At 40.6% G+C, this 19911-nt stretch carries 15 protein-coding genes; all 15 read right to left on the bottom strand.

Annotated elements, in window-relative coordinates:
• Nucleotides 1–5: 5 nt before the first annotated feature.
• Nucleotides 6–935: a sigma-E processing peptidase SpoIIGA gene (gene spoIIGA, locus C6344_RS02990; RefSeq protein ID WP_060596194.1), complete on the bottom strand. Its 930-nt coding sequence runs from the start codon at nt 933–935 to the stop codon at nt 6–8.
• 248 nt (nt 936–1183) lie between these two features.
• On the bottom strand, nt 1184–4690 hold the full coding sequence (locus tag C6344_RS02985) for a S8 family peptidase (RefSeq protein WP_106072702.1): 3507 nt from the start codon (nt 4688–4690) through the stop codon (nt 1184–1186).
• A 292-nt stretch (nt 4691–4982) separates the two neighbouring features.
• A complete protein-coding gene (gene ftsZ, locus C6344_RS02980) occupies nt 4983–6128 on the bottom strand; it encodes a cell division protein FtsZ (RefSeq protein ID WP_024424252.1) in 1146 nt (381 codons plus the stop codon).
• Nucleotides 6129–6161: 33 nt separating this feature from the next.
• A complete protein-coding gene (gene ftsA, locus C6344_RS02975; protein ID WP_034662541.1) occupies nt 6162–7484 on the bottom strand; it encodes a cell division protein FtsA in 1323 nt (440 codons plus the stop codon).
• 159 nt (nt 7485–7643) lie between these two features.
• A complete protein-coding gene (locus C6344_RS02970) occupies nt 7644–8012 on the bottom strand; it encodes a small basic family protein (protein ID WP_003210988.1) in 369 nt (122 codons plus the stop codon).
• The gene (locus C6344_RS02965) at nt 8012–8737 is read right to left on the bottom strand and encodes a DUF881 domain-containing protein (RefSeq protein WP_066030945.1); all 726 of its coding nucleotides are present in this window, start codon (nt 8735–8737) and stop codon (nt 8012–8014) included. The genes C6344_RS02970 and C6344_RS02965 overlap by 1 nt, the downstream gene beginning before the upstream one ends.
• Nucleotides 8738–8757: 20 nt before the next feature.
• Nucleotides 8758–9447: a DUF881 domain-containing protein gene (locus C6344_RS02960; protein ID WP_106036774.1), complete on the bottom strand. Its 690-nt coding sequence runs from the start codon at nt 9445–9447 to the stop codon at nt 8758–8760.
• Nucleotides 9444–10223: a cell division protein FtsQ/DivIB gene (locus C6344_RS02955; protein ID WP_060596191.1), complete on the bottom strand. Its 780-nt coding sequence runs from the start codon at nt 10221–10223 to the stop codon at nt 9444–9446. Before C6344_RS02955 ends, C6344_RS02960 begins: the two co-directional genes overlap by 4 nt.
• 127 nt (nt 10224–10350) lie before the next feature.
• Nucleotides 10351–11262 carry a UDP-N-acetylmuramate dehydrogenase gene (murB, locus tag C6344_RS02950; RefSeq protein WP_034662552.1) on the bottom strand — a complete coding sequence of 304 codons (912 nt, stop codon included), beginning with the start codon at nt 11260–11262 and terminating at the stop codon, nt 10351–10353.
• A gap of 31 nt (nt 11263–11293) precedes the next feature.
• Nucleotides 11294–12388 (bottom strand): undecaprenyldiphospho-muramoylpentapeptide beta-N-acetylglucosaminyltransferase, encoded by a 1095-nt coding sequence (murG, locus tag C6344_RS02945; RefSeq protein ID WP_066030946.1) that lies wholly within the window; start codon nt 12386–12388, stop codon nt 11294–11296.
• 197 nt (nt 12389–12585) lie between these two features.
• A complete protein-coding gene (gene spoVE / locus C6344_RS02940) occupies nt 12586–13686 on the bottom strand; it encodes a stage V sporulation protein E (RefSeq protein WP_003212197.1) in 1101 nt (366 codons plus the stop codon).
• A gap of 59 nt (nt 13687–13745) precedes the next feature.
• Entirely contained in the window at nt 13746–15092 is a 1347-nt protein-coding gene (gene murD / locus C6344_RS02935; RefSeq protein WP_374955731.1) for a UDP-N-acetylmuramoyl-L-alanine--D-glutamate ligase, read from the bottom strand.
• 9 nt (nt 15093–15101) lie between these two features.
• The gene (mraY, locus tag C6344_RS02930) at nt 15102–16076 is read right to left on the bottom strand and encodes a phospho-N-acetylmuramoyl-pentapeptide-transferase (protein ID WP_003211854.1); all 975 of its coding nucleotides are present in this window, start codon (nt 16074–16076) and stop codon (nt 15102–15104) included.
• 135 nt (nt 16077–16211) lie between these two features.
• Nucleotides 16212–17687: a UDP-N-acetylmuramoyl-L-alanyl-D-glutamate--2,6-diaminopimelate ligase gene (locus C6344_RS02925; RefSeq protein ID WP_066031763.1), complete on the bottom strand. Its 1476-nt coding sequence runs from the start codon at nt 17685–17687 to the stop codon at nt 16212–16214.
• Between the two features lie 212 nt (nt 17688–17899).
• Entirely contained in the window at nt 17900–19819 is a 1920-nt protein-coding gene (locus C6344_RS02920) for a stage V sporulation protein D (RefSeq protein ID WP_060596190.1), read from the bottom strand.
• Nucleotides 19820–19911: the final 92 nt, after the last annotated feature.

The raw sequence follows: 19911 nt of genomic DNA, 5'->3' as shown, positions 1-19911 counted from the left end.
AAAAACTACGACACCCCCTGGATGATTTTCCCGTCTAACATATCTGGATGAATGATGGATTGAAATTCCTGATCTGCTGATAAACCGCTCAGACTCAACCCTACAAAACACTTGGCCGGCTGAATCATAAGCGTCTTTGAATAAATGAAGACTGTATCTGGTTTTAGGCATAGTAGAAAACCGTGATCATGACCCACTGCTCGATATGGAACAAGTCTTAATCGATCAAGAAGGGGAAATTGATCATCGATCTTTTGCATCACTTCAACAGGATGAGACTGTTTCATGAGCTCTATAAATGGCTCTCCGCAAATGGCCGTTAGCTGATCGGCCTGGACGATCATGACAGGTGTTTTTGTCATAGGATCATACAGCTGATTGCCAGAATCGACGAGTCCATTTAAGCGGATGGTCTCCCCGTGAATGTGTATCTCTACAAGCACTTGTTCATCATATTGTCTTTTTTTCGCACCAACCTCTCCTAATCTTTTCTTTGAAAACAGCCATATCGCAGGAAAGCCGGTTAAAACAAAAAGCCAGCTAATGGGATCACCAAAGCCATCATTTTGTGAAATGAGCAGGCCATCTTGGATCACTGTGTTGGTTTGCAAAAACGAATGAACCCCGATCATGCCTCCTCCCATCAAAAATGTTACAAAGTAAAAAGCAAACAGATTTTGAAAAAAGGAACGAAATCTTTGAAAACCAAAGGTTGCAAGAACGATGAAGACAGAAAAAAATAGTTTGCCTAAAGGGTGTGACACAACCATTGCAAATGGTGTAAAGAGCAAGAGAACAATGCTCGATCCAATGAGAGCTCCTAACATATATCGCCTTTTTTTTACTTGTCGTTTGAGAATAAATGCAGTGAGTAAGAGAAGCAATAGATCAAAACAAAAGTTTAACAGCCAGATCACATCTAAATAAATGACCACCTTCTGCTCCTTTCATCTGAAACAAAGAATCAAAAGCAGTACTTGCACTTGTTTGTACCAGTATAAAACAGTCAAGAGATGGAAGTCTGTCAATTCTTGTTGGGGATGATAGAGAACTTTTGGTGGATTGTTATTGTTTTTGTCGAGGAATGAGAGCGCGGAGCAAGAGAGTGTTCTTCTGGACAAGCTTTCAAACAATTGCTCGAAAAAAAAAGACACGCTCCTGGAAATCGTGTCTTTTGTTTAAGTTACTTTTCATTGATGTTTAATGTGCCTGAAGCCTTTTGTCTTGTGACATTTCCATAATCATCTCGCACAATTACTTCAATGACCGCACCTTTTGCTTTGGCGGTAGAAGTAGCTGTCCAGTAGCCTTCATATGTTCCGCTAGATACTTCGCGAATCGGCAGCTCTGTTGTATTTTGAAGCTTTGATCTCGCGTTTGTCAGCGGCATGTGAATAACAAACGTTGCGTCTAGCTTTTCCCTGCTGTTAAATGAAATTTTAACAGACTCTCCTGATGATAGATGGACATTCTCTGCTGGAGTCAGCTTAGAAATTTCAGGTGCCTCGTATTGGACATCGATATTGACTTTTTTAGTCGTTTTGTTTCCTGCTGCATCTTTCGCTGTTACTTTTATTGTATTTTTCCCGTTCTCAAGCAGTATTCTTGCGGAATATTTTCCATCTTTTACGGTTGCCTTTTTTCCATTTACAGTGACTTGATCAAGATGATCATCTGTGACCTTTCCTTCTACAGTGAGTGATTCTTTATTAGACTTTCCCCCTTTTTTAGGTGTATCTATGGTGAGTGCTGGAGCTGTTTGATCAATGATGACCTTTACTGGTTTTGATCGTTTCGTTGCGCCTTTATCCGTAACAGTCGCAGCTGTGAATACATGCTCTCCACTTGAAGCTGTGACCTTTTCTTTGAAAGCGCCTGACTGATCTGCTTTCACTTTGGCAATCTCTTCATCGTTTTGATAAATCGCTACATCAAGCCCAGGGGAGGCTTTGCCTTCAATCTCCAGTTCACCTTTGTTCGAAATGGTTCCGGCCTTCGGAGATATAATCTCTGGCACATCTGCTTCATAGTCAACAAGCGCCCGAATCATATAATTCCCTTCTTCTTTTGGAGAAGGAGAAAAAGCACCGCTTGTCAGCTGCCAGCTTCTTTCAGCATTTGGACCATCTTCGTCCGTTGCAAGTCCTGGAGACTCCGTATTCTTTTTCGTTTGAATATAGACAAGATAGAAATCTCCATCCACCGTAATGGCTTGATCTTCTAAATCTACTTTTGTCCATTCACCATTACGCAGCGCATTCGCTTTTAGAGGTCCTGCAATTTTCTCCCCTGGAGCTCCATTCTTCCCAGAAGCATCATACACCTCAACCGCAAATTCATTCCCGCCAGGAGCTGGCCACTCTGATGACCAGAAACGGAAAAGCCCCCCTGTGAGTTGCGCTTGTTTCTTCCCCTTTTCTAATGAAAACTTCACAGCCCAGCCATTGCCAGGATCATAGAAGGCTCGCGCATTTTCAGCTGTTCCGTCATCGTAGCCAATTTCACCAGCAAAGCCGATGAATGGCTCCAGCTGAATGGATTTTCCAACCGGCTTTTCTGTCACATCTGCTGTAAAAGAATAACCTTTAAACCCTTTCGCAAATACTTTGACGGTATAGACACCGCTCAATGCCTCTAGAGAAAATTCGCCAGCTTCATCTGTTTTCACCGGCTTAATTTTCGCATCCTCTACAAGATAAACCGTGGCATCCTTTACTTTTTCACCCGTTGCTTCATTGACAATTGTACCGGATATCGTTCGTTTCTTAAGTGGCTGTAAGGCGAAATTTGCCTCAGCCGTTTCATTTGAAGAAATATTGACTGTTTGTTTGCGTGATTCAAACCCGTAAGCTTCCGCTTTCACTGTGAATTCCCCTGCACTGTGAGTAAGCTGATATCTCCCTGTCGCTTCATCTGTGTACGTTGATTTTCCGCTTTCAAGAACACTAATTTCCGCTTTCATAGGAAGAGCTTTGAAGGACGGAGCATCAAGATTTTTTTCCTTTTTCAATTCTTTTGTTTTTGCAGGCTTCTTATGTGGATGTACAGCCTTTTCTTTTTGAGGCAGGGCTTGATCTGTTATTTTCATATCACCTGAATTAACATCTTCGTTTGTCACCTGTCCTTCAATCGTGCCAATTCCATCTGTTAATGCCGTAATCGCCTCTTTTGCATCAACTAAACCTGCCCCATAGCCATTGTTAGGGGATTCCGGGAATTGCTGATCAGTCAACGGCTTCGCTGTATCAATGAGAATTTGTTCAATCTCTTCAACAGAAAGATCTGACTGTACTTGGCGAAGAAGAGCCACAACAGCTGAAACATGCGGACCAGCCATCGACGTCCCATTCCAGCCATCTTCATACCCTTTCCCTGGAATGGATGAACGAATGTTTACCCCTGGGGCCGCAATATCTGGTTTCATGACGCCATATGGAGACGGACCTTGCAGCGAGAAAGACCCCAATTTGTTGTCTTGATCCGTTGCACCCGTTGCAAAGGCCTCCTGATAGTTCGCAGGATTTGCAATTGATCCCTCACCACCAGGGTTAAATAAATCGGTATTGCCAGCTGAAAACTCTGGGAAGATGTCCGCCGCTCTCCAAGCATTGACCACATCTTTATACCAATCATCAAGACCAGGCCCACCGCCCCAAGAATTATTGACGACATCTGGTGCCTTTTCTGGATGTGGGTTTCCGTCCTCATCTTTTGGTGCTAAAATCCACTCTCCTGCGTCAAGCAGATCAGCATCTGAACCACCATCTTCTGAGAAAGCTTTCACCGCAATCCATTTTGCGCCTGGTGCGACTCCGATTTGATTCTTTCCATCTGGCTCAGAGCCAACCATCGTTCCCGTCACATGTGTACCATGCTCTAAATCGTCGTATGGCGCTTCAGATCCTGTTGTAGCATCGTACCAATTGAATTCATGAGATGGATCATTCGGGTGTGCTGGATCAAATCCGCGGTATTTTTCCTTTAAAGCAGGATGATCCCATTCCACTCCTGTATCAATACTTGCCACAACAGTACCAGTACCGTCATAGCCTAAAGCCCACGCTTCTGGAGCATGAATCTGAGAAATGTTCCACTCGACTCCATCTACTGCTTTCATTTGTTTTTTCTGCTTAGACGTCTTCAAATCAACGGGGCGATGAATTTGACGGGTTTCATTCGGCAGCACTTGATCTACTTCTGGGAAGGAAGCCACCTTTTCCATGACTTCTTTCGTTCCCGTCACCGCTAGACCATTCACAATATAGTACGAATGAATCTCCTTCACTTGCTTTTTCTTTTGTTCCTTTTGTAAATACGTAAGCAGCGCTTGCTGCGTCTCCTCAGACGTTGCTCTTAATTCTGATACGACGGCTGATCTTTTTGTGTACTGCGTTTTAGCCGCTGTTAATTTCTGTTTTTTGGCTCTGGACACAGCTTCCTTCGCCACTTTTTGCGTATTTGTTTGCTCCTTCATTTTGATTAAAAAGGTCACCTTGTCATCCTGTTGAAACTGTTTCATTAATCTAGATGAGATCTTTGCTTTTGTTGTCTTAGAGGAAACAGCTTCCTCCTGATATGAGGTAGAAGTCGATTTTGCTTGAACCATCCCAAAGCTTGTCATCGTTAAAGTACCTATCACCAAAAGACTCATCAAACGATAGCCGGCGGTTTTGCGAAACTTCAATTTCAATCAAATCCCTCCTCCTCAAATGGCCAAACAGAGTATATGTCTCACTCCTTTCCTTCTTTTGTTCATGACAAGATTCATGGTGTTCTTTTTAATGTAGTCAAATAAAGGTCATCATCTTGTCGTTTTTTGTAAGAGGGATTAAAAATGATTCTTTTTTCTTAAGCACCTTAAGTCAAATTACATATGAAAGATGAAGTGGCTCTCACACATTTAAGACTTTTTGATTAGAGTCCCCTTATACGTTGAGACATGAAAAAACCCCTTCCAATGGAAGGGGTTAAGCTATACTCGATTAGCGTTTATTGCGGTTGCGTAAGAACGTTGGAATGTCCAGCGTATCATCACTTGATTGTGTATTTTGTCTCGGCTGAGATGATGGCTGCTGATGTTCCTCACGTTTTACTTCACGTTTTTGAGGAATGGATTGATTTTGCTTTAATCCTTGTCCTAGTGGATTTCTTTGTGGTTTTGTCACTTCTGGCTCTTGCTCAATAAATCCAGTTGCGATCACAGTCACCACAATTTCATCCTTCAAGTTATCATTGATGACAGACCCGAAAATCATGTTTACATCTTCGTCAGATGCAGAAGCCACAATATCCGCTGCTTCTTGCACTTCATAAAGACTTAGGTTTGTGCCACCCGTAATGTTCATGATGACGCCTTGAGCACCATCGATCGCTGTTTCTAGAAGTGGTGAAGAAATGGCTTTCTTCGCTGCTTCAGCAGCACGGTTTTCACCTGTTGCGACACCAATACCCATAAGAGCCGAACCTTTATTGGACATGATTGTTTTCACGTCAGCAAAGTCAAGGTTAATCAGACCTGGTGTTGCAATTAAATCGGAAATCCCTTGAACACCTTGTCTAAGCACGTTATCTGCCGCGCGGAATGCTTCCAGCATTGGCGTGTTTTTATCAACAATTTCAAGCAAGCGATCGTTTGGAATCACGATTAATGTGTCCACTGCTTCTTTCATAGAAGCAATTCCTTCAACTGCTTGAAGCTGACGCTTTCTTCCTTCAAATGTGAAAGGACGAGTCACGACTCCAACTGTCAATGCACCAGAATCTTTTGCGATTTTTGCAATGACAGGTGCAGCACCCGTACCAGTTCCACCGCCCATACCAGCTGTAACGAAGACCATGTCTGCACCTTTTAGTACTTCTTCAATCTGCTCTTTGCTTTCCTCAGCAGCCTTCTTACCGACCTCAGGATTCGCACCTGCTCCAAGCCCTCTTGTCAGCTTAGCACCGATTTGCATTTTAGTTTCTGCTTTTGATAGATTTAACGCCTGTGCATCTGTATTGACTGCAATAAAATCGACACCTTGTACGTCATTTTCGATCATTCGGTTGACAGCGTTATTCCCGCCGCCACCTACTCCGATTACTTTAATTGATGCTAGGCCGTCTATATTTGTTTCAAACTCCAACATGCTGAATCCTCCTAATCCGTCGAAAATCTAATTCTATTCCCAGAACATATTAAATAGTTTTTTCATTTTGCCCGGTTTTTTATTTGTCTCTTGTTGTGCTTTTTGTTTTACTTTCGGTCTTGGCTGCGCTTCTTTCACTTGTGGTGCAGAAGAAACCGGCTCCATGGATGCGCCTACTTCATGAAACGCCTCATCTGGCATTTGGAATCCAACCTGTCTGCCCTGAATCTTTGCATTGCGATAAGCAAAGTGGATCAGACCCACTCCTGTCATATATTGAGGCTCTCTCACCCCGATATAATTCGGACTTGCAATCCTGACATTGTTTTGCAAGACCGTTTGTGCAAGAGAAAGGATACCTGGTATGGCTGCCTGTCCACCTGTTAGAACGAATCCACCAGGCAAATCATGGACACCCATATTTCTTAATTCCTCTGCCACAAAGAGCAGGATTTCCTCCAGCCGCGCTTCAATAATGTTAGCCGCATCAAGTTGTGTATACGTTTGTTTTTGATCGGTACCGATCACAGAAACTTCAAATGTCTCCTCAGTCGATGCCTCATCATAAAACGCATGCCCAAATTGTTTTTTGATTCGTTCAGCTTCTTCAGTGGAAGTTCTAAGTCCTATAGACAAATCTTTTGTAATGTTCTCTCCGCCCAAAGGGATACTGTGAGTAGAATAGAGATGCCCGTTTTCAAATACGGAAATCGTTGTAGATCCGCCGCCAATATCGACAAGAGCTACCCCGAGATTTTTTTCATCTTTCGATAATGCTGCTGAGCCCGATGCGATTGGCTGCAAGCAAATATCCATAATTTCAATTCCAGCTCTTTCTACACATCGGAGCCAGTTATGTAGAATCGTTTTAGAACCTGTAATTAACGATCCTTCCACCTCTAGCCGAACACCAAGCATTTTTTTCGGATCTGTGATCTCATCTCTTCCGTCGACGATAAATTGTCTCGGAATCACGTCTACGACGAGATGTTCTTGAGGAATAGATACTACTTGTGCTGCATCTAAGACACGTCTCACATCTTCAGCATGTATTTCTTTGTTTTCACTAGATACTGCGACCACGCCGCTCGTATTCTGAATATGAATGTGGTTTCCGTTAATTCCGACAATCGCCTTTTGTAAAGGAAATCCTACCATTCTCTCAGCCTGTTCAAATGCTTGTCTAATAGAATGAACTGTCTCATCTATATCAACAATCGATCCTTTTTTTAACCCCTCTGAAGGGACATTTCCAACACCTATAATGTTAAGCGAATCATCCGCCATTTCTCCGACGATGACTTTTATATTGGATGTACCGATGTCAAGGCTGACGTAAATTTCATTGTTGTTCATTCTATGGCACCTCCTCACATATCAATACTTTCTATTCTATTATTTGCTGAACAACAATACAATGAATGTGTTTTTACAAGTGTGTAACAAAACTTAAAAAATCAACATTTTTTATTAGGATTACTGAAAATATTCGTTACATCATATGTATATCCTTTTTTATGACTCACTTTTTTTCTTTTTTTCTCTTGAAATTGTCCATTTTGTTAGTAGAATTCTTCTGATAACTGCTATATTTTGAAACAATCTAACGCCGAATGCAAACATTCCGACTAAGTACAAGTCTACACCAAGATGGACGCCCAGAAAAGCTAAACTTATTGCGAGTATAATATTAAAGAAGAAGCCTGATACAAACACTAGTTCATCGTATGCCCCTTGCAGATGTGCTCGGATTCCACCAATCAATGTATCAAGCGCAGCAAGTACAGCGAGGGAAAGATAGTTAGAATACTCATTCGGTATCGTAAAATTTGTTAAGAAACCGATCGCAACTCCTATGATTAAGCCAAGTACAGGAAGCCACATTAAGATTTTCCCTCCTTTACATCTTCAAGAGGCTTCAATTCGTTTACTTGAATTGCACCGTCATATGCTTTTAAATGGATTTTTTTCTTCGGCTGGCTCATACTCAAGCTGAAGTTTTCCTGAGCAAACAAATCACCAATATCTGATACATTTAAACGGCTGTATAATTTGTCGGCCTGCTCACTAATCATTTTAATGTTGACTTCATCACTATCTAAGCTGTAACCATCTATTTTTGTCGTGCCATTAATATCTCGAATCACACTTGTATTAATTACACGGCGATCATTGATGGAAATATGTTTTGCCCCAAACATATTGGCTTCATTAATTAACTTTTTCAGAAGATCAGGCGGGATATTTTTCACTTCTTCTCCGGTAAGGTCCTTTGAAAAAAGCTGAGAAATTTCAATTTCAATCCCCTCCCCTTCCACTTCTGTAAAACCAGCCTTTTCTTTTAAATCTTTTAACGTTTTTGTTAATTGTGCTTCTTTTGATTGATCTCCTTGATGACCATATTTTTTTAGCATCTCGTCGTATTTATCAATTTCTTTGAGCAAATCCAATTCCTTACTTTTAGATGCAGATAAATCCTCTCTCAGTTCCCAAACATCACGAGTATCACGAACTTTGGGCTTTTGTAAAGAATTAAACTGGATGGAGACCATGATGCCAAATATGATCATTAAAGCTGTTAAACTAAGTAAAGGCTTCTTTTTCCTCAACACCACTCACCTTTTCACTTTTAATCTTTGTTTCTTAAAAGAGGGTTCATACGAATATCCGTTTTCTCAATCGTCATTGAAATGTGATCACTTGTCAGCTGATCGACCACTCCTCCTGCAATATTTAAAGCAGGTATTAACACAGCCGGATCTCCAATACCAGAAATGACAAATGGTGCTGGATGCTGAACACCATCAACAGTGACAACTGGACCATTACAATGTATGTATGATTGGTGTGTGATTCTTTGCCCATTAATAGATACAGCAGAAGCCCCTGATATAAATAGTTCGTTTATCACATGAAAAATGTGGCTCTCATGCACAATGTAATTATTGACATTTTGTCCACTCGGGATATAAGATGCATCTTCAAGAGATACATTGACCCCTTTTCCTTTTACACCAATCTCTCCTGTAAACATTCTGTATTTCTCAACATCTTCCAGTACATTAAAATACTGCTCTTTTTCATTTTTCAAATTGGACTCTGTCGCTTGAACCTTTGATTGAAGACTATATAATTCTTTTTCGAGTTTCTGATTCGCCTTTTCTTGCTTTGTGAGCTGACTTTTCAGAGAGTATTCTTTTTTCCATTGCTCTGTTCGAATGACATCTGCCTGATGCTGCTTTGTATATTGGTATGAAAAAGAAATCAGAAAACCAAGAACAAGCATGACAATTGAGAATATAACTGTTTTGCCTCTCAACGCTCATCTTCCTTTTTCTTAGATTTAAACGCTTCAAAATACGTAGCGACTTCCATATGGATTGTGCCTTTTTCAGAAGACGAAAGTTCTTTTACAATGGCTGGATAGGTTTTCATTTTATCACCGAATGTTTTAATTGATGCAATCACAGTGTTTCCGTCATTCATATAAAATTTAACTAGCCACTGGTTTGAATTTGTCGGCACATAATATACTTCTGAGATGAGTTCCTGAATAGAGGCTGGCAGCTGATTTAAAGATCTAACGGTTTGCTTCAGCTTCTCCTTGTTGTCCCAATCGACAAAAATAGGTCCTGCATGACTCGGTGTAACTTCTTCTGGTAAAGCGGTCCCATTTTCAAGAAGCTCATAATATAGATTTCCCTTTTGAAGATACGCAATATTTGCATATTCTTTGACAGCAATACTGACCTTATTTGGGAAATGCTTTTTGATCCTAACGCTTTTAATCAGTTTATTTTGTTTAATATGATCTGCTGTTATATCTTTATTTAAATTCCAAAACTCTGTTTCGCCTTCTTTAATTTGTGAAAGTTTAACAAGCTGTTTTGTAGAGACATGCTCGTTACCTGTGATGGTTAAAGAAGAAATTTTGCTGATTGGTGTTTGCAAATAAATAATAATTAAAACCATGATAAAAAACAGTAGTATAAAAGAGATCAGTCTACGATTCGCTTTTTGCTTCCTTTGTTCTTTAATTTTAGGAATTCGCTCTTCTATATTGACGATCTTTTCATTTTCATGATCAGGCCGCATATATACTCTTCACCTCATTCAAAGCTGCTTGTCCACATCTTTGGGTCATCATTTTGATGAGAAAACAAACGGCATTCTTTCATGCCGTTTGTTTTCCTGTGATGCCATCATTCATAAAAACTAGCTGTTAATTTTCTTCACCGATAATTTCTACCTCTGTATGCATATCTACGTTGTAGTCTTCTTTAATTTTCTTTTGGATGTACTGAATTAGGTCCAGCACGTCTTGAGCAGTAGCTCCACCAGCGTTGACTATAAAGTTGCCGTGCATATCGGAAATTCTAGCTCCGCCGATTTGGTATCCTTTTAAATTCGCTTTTTCTACAAGCTGTCCTGCATATTCAGGCAGCGGATTTCGAAAAATACTGCCAGCACATGGCCGGTTATAAGGCTGGGTTTCTTTACGATAATCTTTATTTTGCTGCATTTTCTTTGTGATTTTTTCGCGATCATCCTGTTTGAGCTTAAACACGGCTTCGAGAACAATGCCAGGTCGTTCTTTTTGAAGGACTGATGTTCGATAGCTGAAATTCATCTGTTCATTTGTGAGCCACTCGATGCTTCCATCTTCAAATAAGATTCTAGCTTTCACAAGAATCTTACTGATATCAGATCCATGTGCACCTGCGTTCATATAAACAGCGCCTCCAATAGACCCTGGAATACCAGCTGCGAATTCCAACCCTGAAAGACCCTGCTTACTAAGAGATGTCGCGAGCCTTACGACAGAATAGCCGCCGCCAACTGTAATTTCTTCATCATTTACAGTTAGGTGATCCAGTCCAGCACCTAGCTTGAGAACAACTCCACGAATTCCCTTATCAAGTACAAGTAAATTCGATCCTCTTCCAATGACCGTCCAATTCGTATGGTGTTTTTTCACCTGATCCATGATCGTTTTAACTGCATCGATATCTTTTGGGATGATCAAAAGATCTGCTGGTCCGCCTATTTTCATTGTTGTATGATTAGCAAGCGGCTCATTTTCAAGTACTTTACCAACTTGCGCTTCTAATAATTCATTCTTCAAGTTCTCCATATTACCCTCCGCCTTACCTAATATCATTCCATCATGTAGTCGTAATATCTTTTAACACATTATATAAACGTGCAGCCGCATCTGGTACTCCGAGTTCTTTCGTTAAACGGCTCATTTGGTTGAGTTTTTCTTCATTACCGGCAATTTCATCAATTGCATGCAGCAGACGATCCCCTGAAAGCTCTGATTCTCTTAAAACAATCGCAGCATCATGTTTTTCAAGTGATCTTGCATTGATTTCCTGATGATTTGCCGTCACGTATGGGCTCGGAATAAAAATGGTTGGGATTCCAAGAGCCGTTACTTCAGCAATTGTTGTAGCTCCCGCTCTTGCAACAATCACATCGATCGATTTCAGGTACTCCGGCATTTGATGTAAGAAAGGTTTTGTGATCATATTAGGTGCTGCACCTTTTTCCTTTAGCTCATTCAACACTTTTTCATAATGAACCTCACCTGTGATATATAAAAGCTGGTAGTTTTTAGCCTTTAAATCATCTTGCATTTCGATCACTGCTCTATTGATAGGAGCAGCACCTCGGCTCCCGCCGAAAATAAGAACCGTTTTTTTCTGTTCATCGAGCCCAAATTCTTTAAGAGATTTCCCCTCTTTTATAGAGACGACTTCAGAGGCTCTAGGGTTTCCCGTAAATACAACCTTTTCAGAAGGAAAATGTGCCTTTGCTTCGTCAAAGCAGATGGCTACTTTATTAACATATCTCGCTAGGAACTTATTTGTAATACCAGGCAGGCTGTTTTGTTCGTGTATAATAGTCGGGATCTTCAGCTTAGAAGCCGCATAAACCACAGGCCCACACACATAACCGCCTGTTCCAATGACCGCATCAGGTTTGAATTCTTTTAAGTAAGATTTGCTTTTTTGAACGCCTTTCAAAAATCTCATCACCGTTTTGACGTTATCAAAGGAAAGCTTTCGTTTAAAACCTGAAATTTCTATCGCCTTGAAAGGGATATTTTCTCTTTCTACAATTTTCTTTTCAAGTCCATTTTCAGTACCGATATATAAAAATTCCACATCAGGATGCAGTCTTTTCACTTCTTTAATAAAGGCTAAGGCCGGATAAATATGTCCGCCTGTTCCGCCTCCACTGATTACTATACGCATTATACCATTTCCCCTCAATTTTTTTCTGCTCTGAACAAAGTATAAACCCTGTTTTAAACAACAGGGCTCCGTTAAAACCTGTAAAGAAGAGTCAAAAAACACGTTTTCGAAACAAAAACTGTCATTTTCACTCTTCAAATCATTTTTTTGTACTTTTGCAAAATAAACGTCAACATGGTTTCATGAGCTTCAGCACGTTAATATCTTGCGTACCTGCTTACATTCAAAAGTACGCCAATCGCCATCAGCATTAATGTCAGTGATGAGCCGCCATAACTAAGGAATGGGAGCGTGATACCTGTCACAGGAATAAGTCCAGTGACAACTGCGATGTTAATCATTACTTGAATGGCCACCATTGAAATAATACCAACTGCCAGGAAACTTCCATATAAATCTGGGGCTCCAAGTGCTATTCGTATGCCTCTCCATAATAGAACACTAAAGAGGAGTAAAATGAGTGATCCCCCTATAAAGCCAAGCTCTTCAGACAATATCGCAAAGATGAAGTCCGTTTGGGGCTCAGGTAAATAGAAGAATTTTTGTCTACTTTGACCAAGTCCCATTCCGAAAAGACCACCTGGACCAACAGCGTATAAGGATTGAATAATTTGAAACCCACTGCCTAGCGGATCTTCCCAAGGATTTAAGTACGATGTAATTCGTTTTATTCGGTAGGGTGCTGATAAGACAAGTGCAGCAAACCCGCTGAGTCCTATAAGACCGAGAAATATAAAGTGAGCAATTCTCGCACCTGAAACAAATATCATAATAATACAGGTTCCAACCATCACCGTTCCTGTTCCCAGATCCGGCTGAAGCATAATGATGGCAAATGCAGAAAATACAATGCCTAAAGCTGGGGCAAAACCTTTGCGAAAGGATGTGATATTTTTTTGTTTTTCAGATAAGAATTTTGCAAGAAACGCAATCATCGCAAGCTTCATAAATTCAGAGGGCTGAATACTAAACGCACCGACACCGATCCAGCTTCTTGATCCATTTCTCTCCATACCGATACCAGGAATGAGTACAAGCAGCAAAAGGAGAAAACAAACAGCAATCAATATCTTTGACCAAGTCCGCCACGTCCAATAATCGACTCGCATAATGAAAAACATTGCGATAACTCCGATTCCGGCAAACAAAAGCTGTCTTTTTGCAAAATAAAACGAATCATCAAATTTATACGATGCCCACACAGCACTAGCGCTGTACACCATAATTAAACCAATCGTCAATAAAAGTAACGTAATGACAACAAGCAAAAAATCCGGAGAAGTTTTCTTATTCGTCAAGAGACCGACACCCCAAGCATAATTTCATTTGGGCTGTCAGTCATATGAGAGACAAGCCCTTATTTAAGCATATGCACGGCGTTTACAAACATGTCTCCACGTTCTTCAAATGTTTTATGTTGATCCCAGCTTGCACAAGCCGGAGATAATAAAATCACGTCTTCTTCTTCAGATATGTTAAACGCCGCAGGTACTGCTTGTTCAACATTATCGACATGTTTTACGTGATGTATTCCAAGCTCTTCACCAAGCTTCACAAACTTAGGTGCAGTCTCACCAAATGTGATAATTCCTTTTACATTTTTCATGAAAGGTTTCAATTCATCAAATTCATTGCCGCGATCAAGTCCACCTGCTAATAAAATGGTCGGTTGTTCGAAGGCTGACAATGCTTTACTTGTTGCCAAAATATTGGTTGCTTTACTATCGTTATAAAATTTCCGACTTTGAATTGTATCTACAAACTGCAGACGATGCTTCACTCCACTAAATGTCGTGAGAACGTGTACGATTGCTTCATTTGAGCAGCCTGCATTTTTCACAACACAAATAGCTGCCAGAATGTTTTCTTGGTTATGCTCACCAGGAAGGACAACATCCTTTACATCAATGATATGTTCATTCATGTAATAAATTGCACCATGTTGAATAAACGCACCATGTTCTACTGGCTCTTTCACTGAGAAAAACACTTTTTTTGCTTTTGAACCTTCTGCCAGTTTTACGACCGATGGATCATCTAGGTTAATTACAGCGATATCATCTTCATGTTGATGTGCGAATACTTTCTGCTTTGCTTTTTCATACTCATCACGAGTGTGGTGATAGTCTAAATGTGCATCAAAAATATTTAATATTAAGCTGATTTTAGGTCTAAACTCAACTGTTCCCATTAACTGAAAAGAAGAGAGTTCCGTTACGATCCACTCATCGCCAGCTGCATTTGCAGCGACTTCGCTGGCAACTGTTCCAATATTACCCGCCACTAATGTTTTTTGGCTGTCTTTTTTCAGCATTTCATAAATCAAAGTCGTGGTAGTGGTTTTTCCATTCGATCCAGTAATCCCAATAAAAGAGGATGAGGTTAAATGATACGCTAATTCTATTTCCGTCCAAACTGGAATTTGGCGGCGAAGCGCTTCTTGAACCATCACATTTTCATATGGAATTCCTGGATTTTTAATTAAAATCGTAATTTCTTTATCTTCGAATATACGAAGAGGATGACTGCCACAAACGACATCAATCCCCTTTTCAGAAAGTAGCTGAGCAGGTTCGTTTTCTTCAAACGGTTTTTGATCATTTACCGTCACATTTACTCCATGTTCATGAAGAATTGAAGCTGCCGCATATCCGCTTTTTGCAAGACCTAATACTAGTACATGTTCGTTTTTTAACATTTGCATCTTATTCAATTATAACCACACCTCGATGTAAATTCCTAAAACAGCAAGTAATAAACCAGCTGTCCAGAAGGTGACAACTACTCTCCACTCTGACCAGCCAACTAACTCATAGTGGTGGTGAAGCGGACTCATCTTAAAGATTCTTTTGCCGGTTGTTTTAAAGGAGATCACTTGAAGAATAACGGATAGCGTCTCAACAACAAATACTCCACCAATAATGACAAGTAAAATTTCAAGCTTCGTTAAAATCGCAATTGCTACAATGGCTCCGCCTAATGCTAGAGAACCTGTATCACCCATAAATACTTTTGCAGGATGTGCGTTAAACACAAGGAAACCAAGGACGGCTCCTGCAACAGCTACTGAAAAGATCGCTACATCATACTGGGATTGATTCCAAGCCAGTATGGCAAAAGCTCCGAAAGCAATAGCAGCGGTTCCAGATAAGAGACCATCCAGTCCATCCGTTAAGTTCACGGCATTAGAACCTCCGACAAGCATGAAAACGACAAGGATAAAGTAAGCCCATCCTAAATCAAAGCTGACGTCTGTTCCTGGAATGCGAATCGTCGTTGCAAACTGATAATAATGGAAAACTGCATAAAAGATCACTGCGATCACAATTTGACCGATTAATTTCTGTTTCGATGTTAATCCAAGATTTCGTTTCATCGCTACTTTAATATAATCATCTAAAAATCCTAATAGGCCGTAACCAAGTGTGACAAATAACAGTAAAAACATTTCTGGACTAATCTCAGAGAATTTGTTGATCATCACAATCGTTGTAATGGTGATAGAAAAGATAATCATAATTCCGCCCATTGTCGGAGTACCAGATTTCTTTTGGTGAGACTGCGGGCCTTCTTCTCTAATACTTTGACCAAATTTAAGTCTTCTTAAAAACGGTATAAAAATCGGGGATAAAAGAACACTGATTAAAAATCCCATTATGATTGTAAACAATATCACCTGTTCAAGCATCGTTCTTTACTCCTTCCGAATTTCCAAAGCCGTTTTCCATCAGAAAATTGCATTCATTATTATGGTATTCATTCGCGTTCTTCGTATGTTGTTTTTGTACAAAATGCTTCATTTCATTACACTCTTTTCATCATTTTAAGATTTGTTTAGATCTAAAATAGCGTCAACTGCAACCTTTGCATCATCAAAGTCATAGACTTGATCGCCAATGATTTGATATGTCTCATGGCCTTTACCCGCTATTAAGACTGTATCGCCTTTTTTCGCATTGGCAATGGCAAAGAAGATGGCTTGTTTCCGATTCACAAAGCTATGATAATACGCGTCTGGCACCCCATTTTCCATATCTTTTAAAATGGCTGAAGGATCTTCGCTTCTTGGGTTGTCTGATGTAAATACAGGTTCATCTGCATATTTCACAGCGATTTGGGCCATTTGAGGACGCTTTGTTTTATCACGGTCGCCGCCGCAGCCAATCACACAGAAAATTTTGCCCTCTGTTAATTCTCTACACGTTGTGAGGACATTTTCTAAACTGTCAGGTGTATGCGCGTAATCGACAATGACAGGGAAATCTTGATCGCAGTTTACAAGTTCAAATCTGCCTTTGACTCCCTCCAACTCTTCAATCGCACTAACGATCGACTCAAACGTTAAGCCAGATACGATCCCGACTGATACAGCTGCCAGGATATTATACACATTGAACTTTCCGACGAGGGCAACCGTCACATTCTTGGTGCCAATTGGAGTGACCAAATCAAATTGAGTTCCTTTTGGCATAATTTGAATATTCTTTGCCATGACATCTGCTTTTTGCTCTAAGGCATACGTCATGACTTCAGCAGCTGTGACTTTTTCAAAATAACTCGAAGCCTCATCATCTGCATTTAAAATCGCATGCTTGGGTTTATTGTGATGAAAGGCGCTTCCGAGCTGAGAAAATAGCAAGCTTTTCGCGTGTTTATATTCTTCCATTGTGTTGTGGTAGTCAAGATGATCCTGTGTAAGGTTTGTGAAAACAGCAATATCATAATCACATCCATGCACCCTGCCAAGATGGAGTGCATGTGATGATACTTCCATAATGGCTGTATCTACATCTTGATCAAGCATCTGTTTAAACGTTTTCTGAAGTGTGACACTTTCAGGTGTGGTGTTTTTCACGTCGAGAATGTCATCATTCACCTTCATATACATTGTACCGATTAAGCCTGTTTTCTTTTCGGCTTTTCTCATCATTTGTTCGATCATGTGTGTTGTTGAGGTTTTTCCGTTTGTACCTGTGATCCCGATGAGATTCAGCTTATGAGTTGGCTGTCCATAAAACGCATCAGCTATTCTTGCAAGTGCTCTTTGAGAGTGTTTCACAATAATGACTGGTACATCTGTTATGTTAAGAGGGTGTTCCGCTACAATTGCTGCAGCCCCGCTTTTCACCGCTTTTTCAGCATAATCGTGTCCATCTACTGTATAGCCTTTTATACAGACAAAAAGGCTTCCCTTTTTCACCTCTCTTGAATCCATTTCAATGGAAGTGATATCAGGATTTTCGTTTATCAATTCGTTGTTTTCACTTTTAAAGTATGTAAGCAGTTCTTGTAATTTCATTTTCATATCAAACCTCTCAAATTCGTTCACGTGCATGTCTTGTGAAAAAAACACACAGTCTATATTTTATCGTAAAAAAAAGGATACATCCAGCGTATTCCTTAAGTTTCTGTTGGAAAAAACACACTTTGGACTCTTTTTTTCAAACGGTTCTTCTCTTTCAACAAAAAGAGGCAGCCGAATGAGTGCGGCTACCCTCTGTTCATTCTTTATTATTCATCGTTTAAGTATAATCTGATCGTGGAGCCTTCTTTGACCTTTGTCCCAGCAGCAGGTGATTGCTTCACTACTTTACTGCCAGTTCCTGAGGCATCGATCTTTAGGTTGATCAAGAGGGTTTCAAGATCTGAAACAGATCCTCCTACAAGATTCGGTACTTCAATGGTTTTTGTGTCCAGCCACTGGTACTTCTTTTCAATTTGCCCTTTTCTTTTTTTCACACCCATCTCTGGCAGGCTGTCCCGCATAATATGACCAACAATTGGTGCGGCCACGGTACCACCAAATTGAATGGTGCCTTTTGGGTTATCCACAGCCACATAGACTACAATACTTGGGTCATCTGCAGGCGCAAATCCGATAAACGACACAATATGGTTATTCTCCATATACTTTCCGTCCTTTACCTTCTGTGCTGTTCCTGTTTTTCCGCCGACCCGATACCCTTCAACAAATGCATTTCGGCCAGTTCCTTGGGCGACTACACTTTCAAGTGCAAACCTGATTTCTTTAGATGTCTCTGCTGAAATCACTTTCTTTTTGGCAATCGGTGATTGCTTTTTCACGACCTCTTTTGTGATTGGATCTATCCATTCTTTTGCAATATAAGGCGTGTAAAGTGTCCCGCCATTTACCGCAGCTGCTACTGCAGCTACTTGCTGAATCGGCGTAACAGATACACCTTGCCCAAAGGCCGTGGTCGCCTGCTCTACAGGACCTACACGATCAAGCGGGAACAAAATCCCCCGCCCTTCCCCTTGAAGGTCGATTCCTGTTTTTTGGCCAAATCCGAAATTTTTAATATAGGAAAATAATTTATCTTTCCCAAGACGGTCTCCTAGCTCTACAAAGCCGGGGTTACAGGAATTTTGAACCACTTCCAAGAATGACTGTGATCCGTGCCCGCCTTTTTTCCAGCACCTAAGTCTTGCACCATCAACTGTCACAGATCCGCTGTCAAAAAATGAATCGCGCTTTAAATTTACTTTCTTTTCTTCTAATGCTGCTGCAAGTGTAATAATTTTAAACGTCGAACCCGGCTCATATGTGCTCCACACCGGAAGATTTCGGTTAAACACTTTTGGGTCAACTGATTGATAGTCAGCTGGATCAAAATCTGGTCTGCTTGACATTCCCAGCACTTCACCATTTTTCGGATTCATCGCAATCGCAATCATACCATCTGGATTATACTTTGCCTGCGCGTTGTCTAATTCTCGTTCTATGATGGTTTGTACTTTTGAATCGACTGTTAATTTCATATCAAGACCATCTTTAGGCGGTGTATAATCGTCTGCTTCATCTGGCATTTTCTGCCCTTTTGCATCGGAATAAAACTTCACAGAACCTTTTTCGCCTTTTAGATCATCGTCATAGTAGGCTTCCAGTCCAAGTAAACCTTGATTATCGATTCCAGCAAAGCCCAGTACATGTGAAAGAAAGCTGCCAAACGGATAATGTCTGATGCTGTCTTCTGCTACATACACGCCTTCTAAATCAAGCTCTCTTACTTCTTTTGCTTTTTCATGAGATACCTTTCTGCCCTCAGGAGAAATTCGTTCAATTGATGTTTTCTTCGTGACATGCTTGTACGCTTTCTCTTCAGACATATTCAGTACTGCTGCCAATTTCTTGCTTGTTTCTGCGGGATCTTTAATTTGCCGAGGGACGACCAATATAGATGGGGCACTTTTGTTCGTCGCAAGCTCTACCCCATTCCGGTCCAAAATATCTCCCCGTTCCGGTTCGAATGGAAGGTTTCGGCTCCATGAATCTTTTGCTAAGCTTGTCAGCTTCTCGCCCATTATAAACTGTACATATCCTAATCTAGTATCTATGATGAAAAAAATGATCACCCCAAACAGCAGCACGAAAAGCAATCGTTTTCTCACTGTTACACTTGACACTCGCACGCCCGGTTCACTCCTTACATATGGCTTGTTTTCATCATATGCAGGCCCGTCCTTTTGTAGAACGCTACGTGATATTCAGCTGGAGCAAAAGA

This window comes from Bacillus sp. GBSW19, assembly GCF_002998655.1.
Lineage (GTDB): Bacteria > Bacillota > Bacilli > Bacillales > Bacillaceae > Bacillus.
Note: the sequence above shows the minus strand (reverse complement) of the source record. Positions and strands in the feature narration are given on the sequence as shown.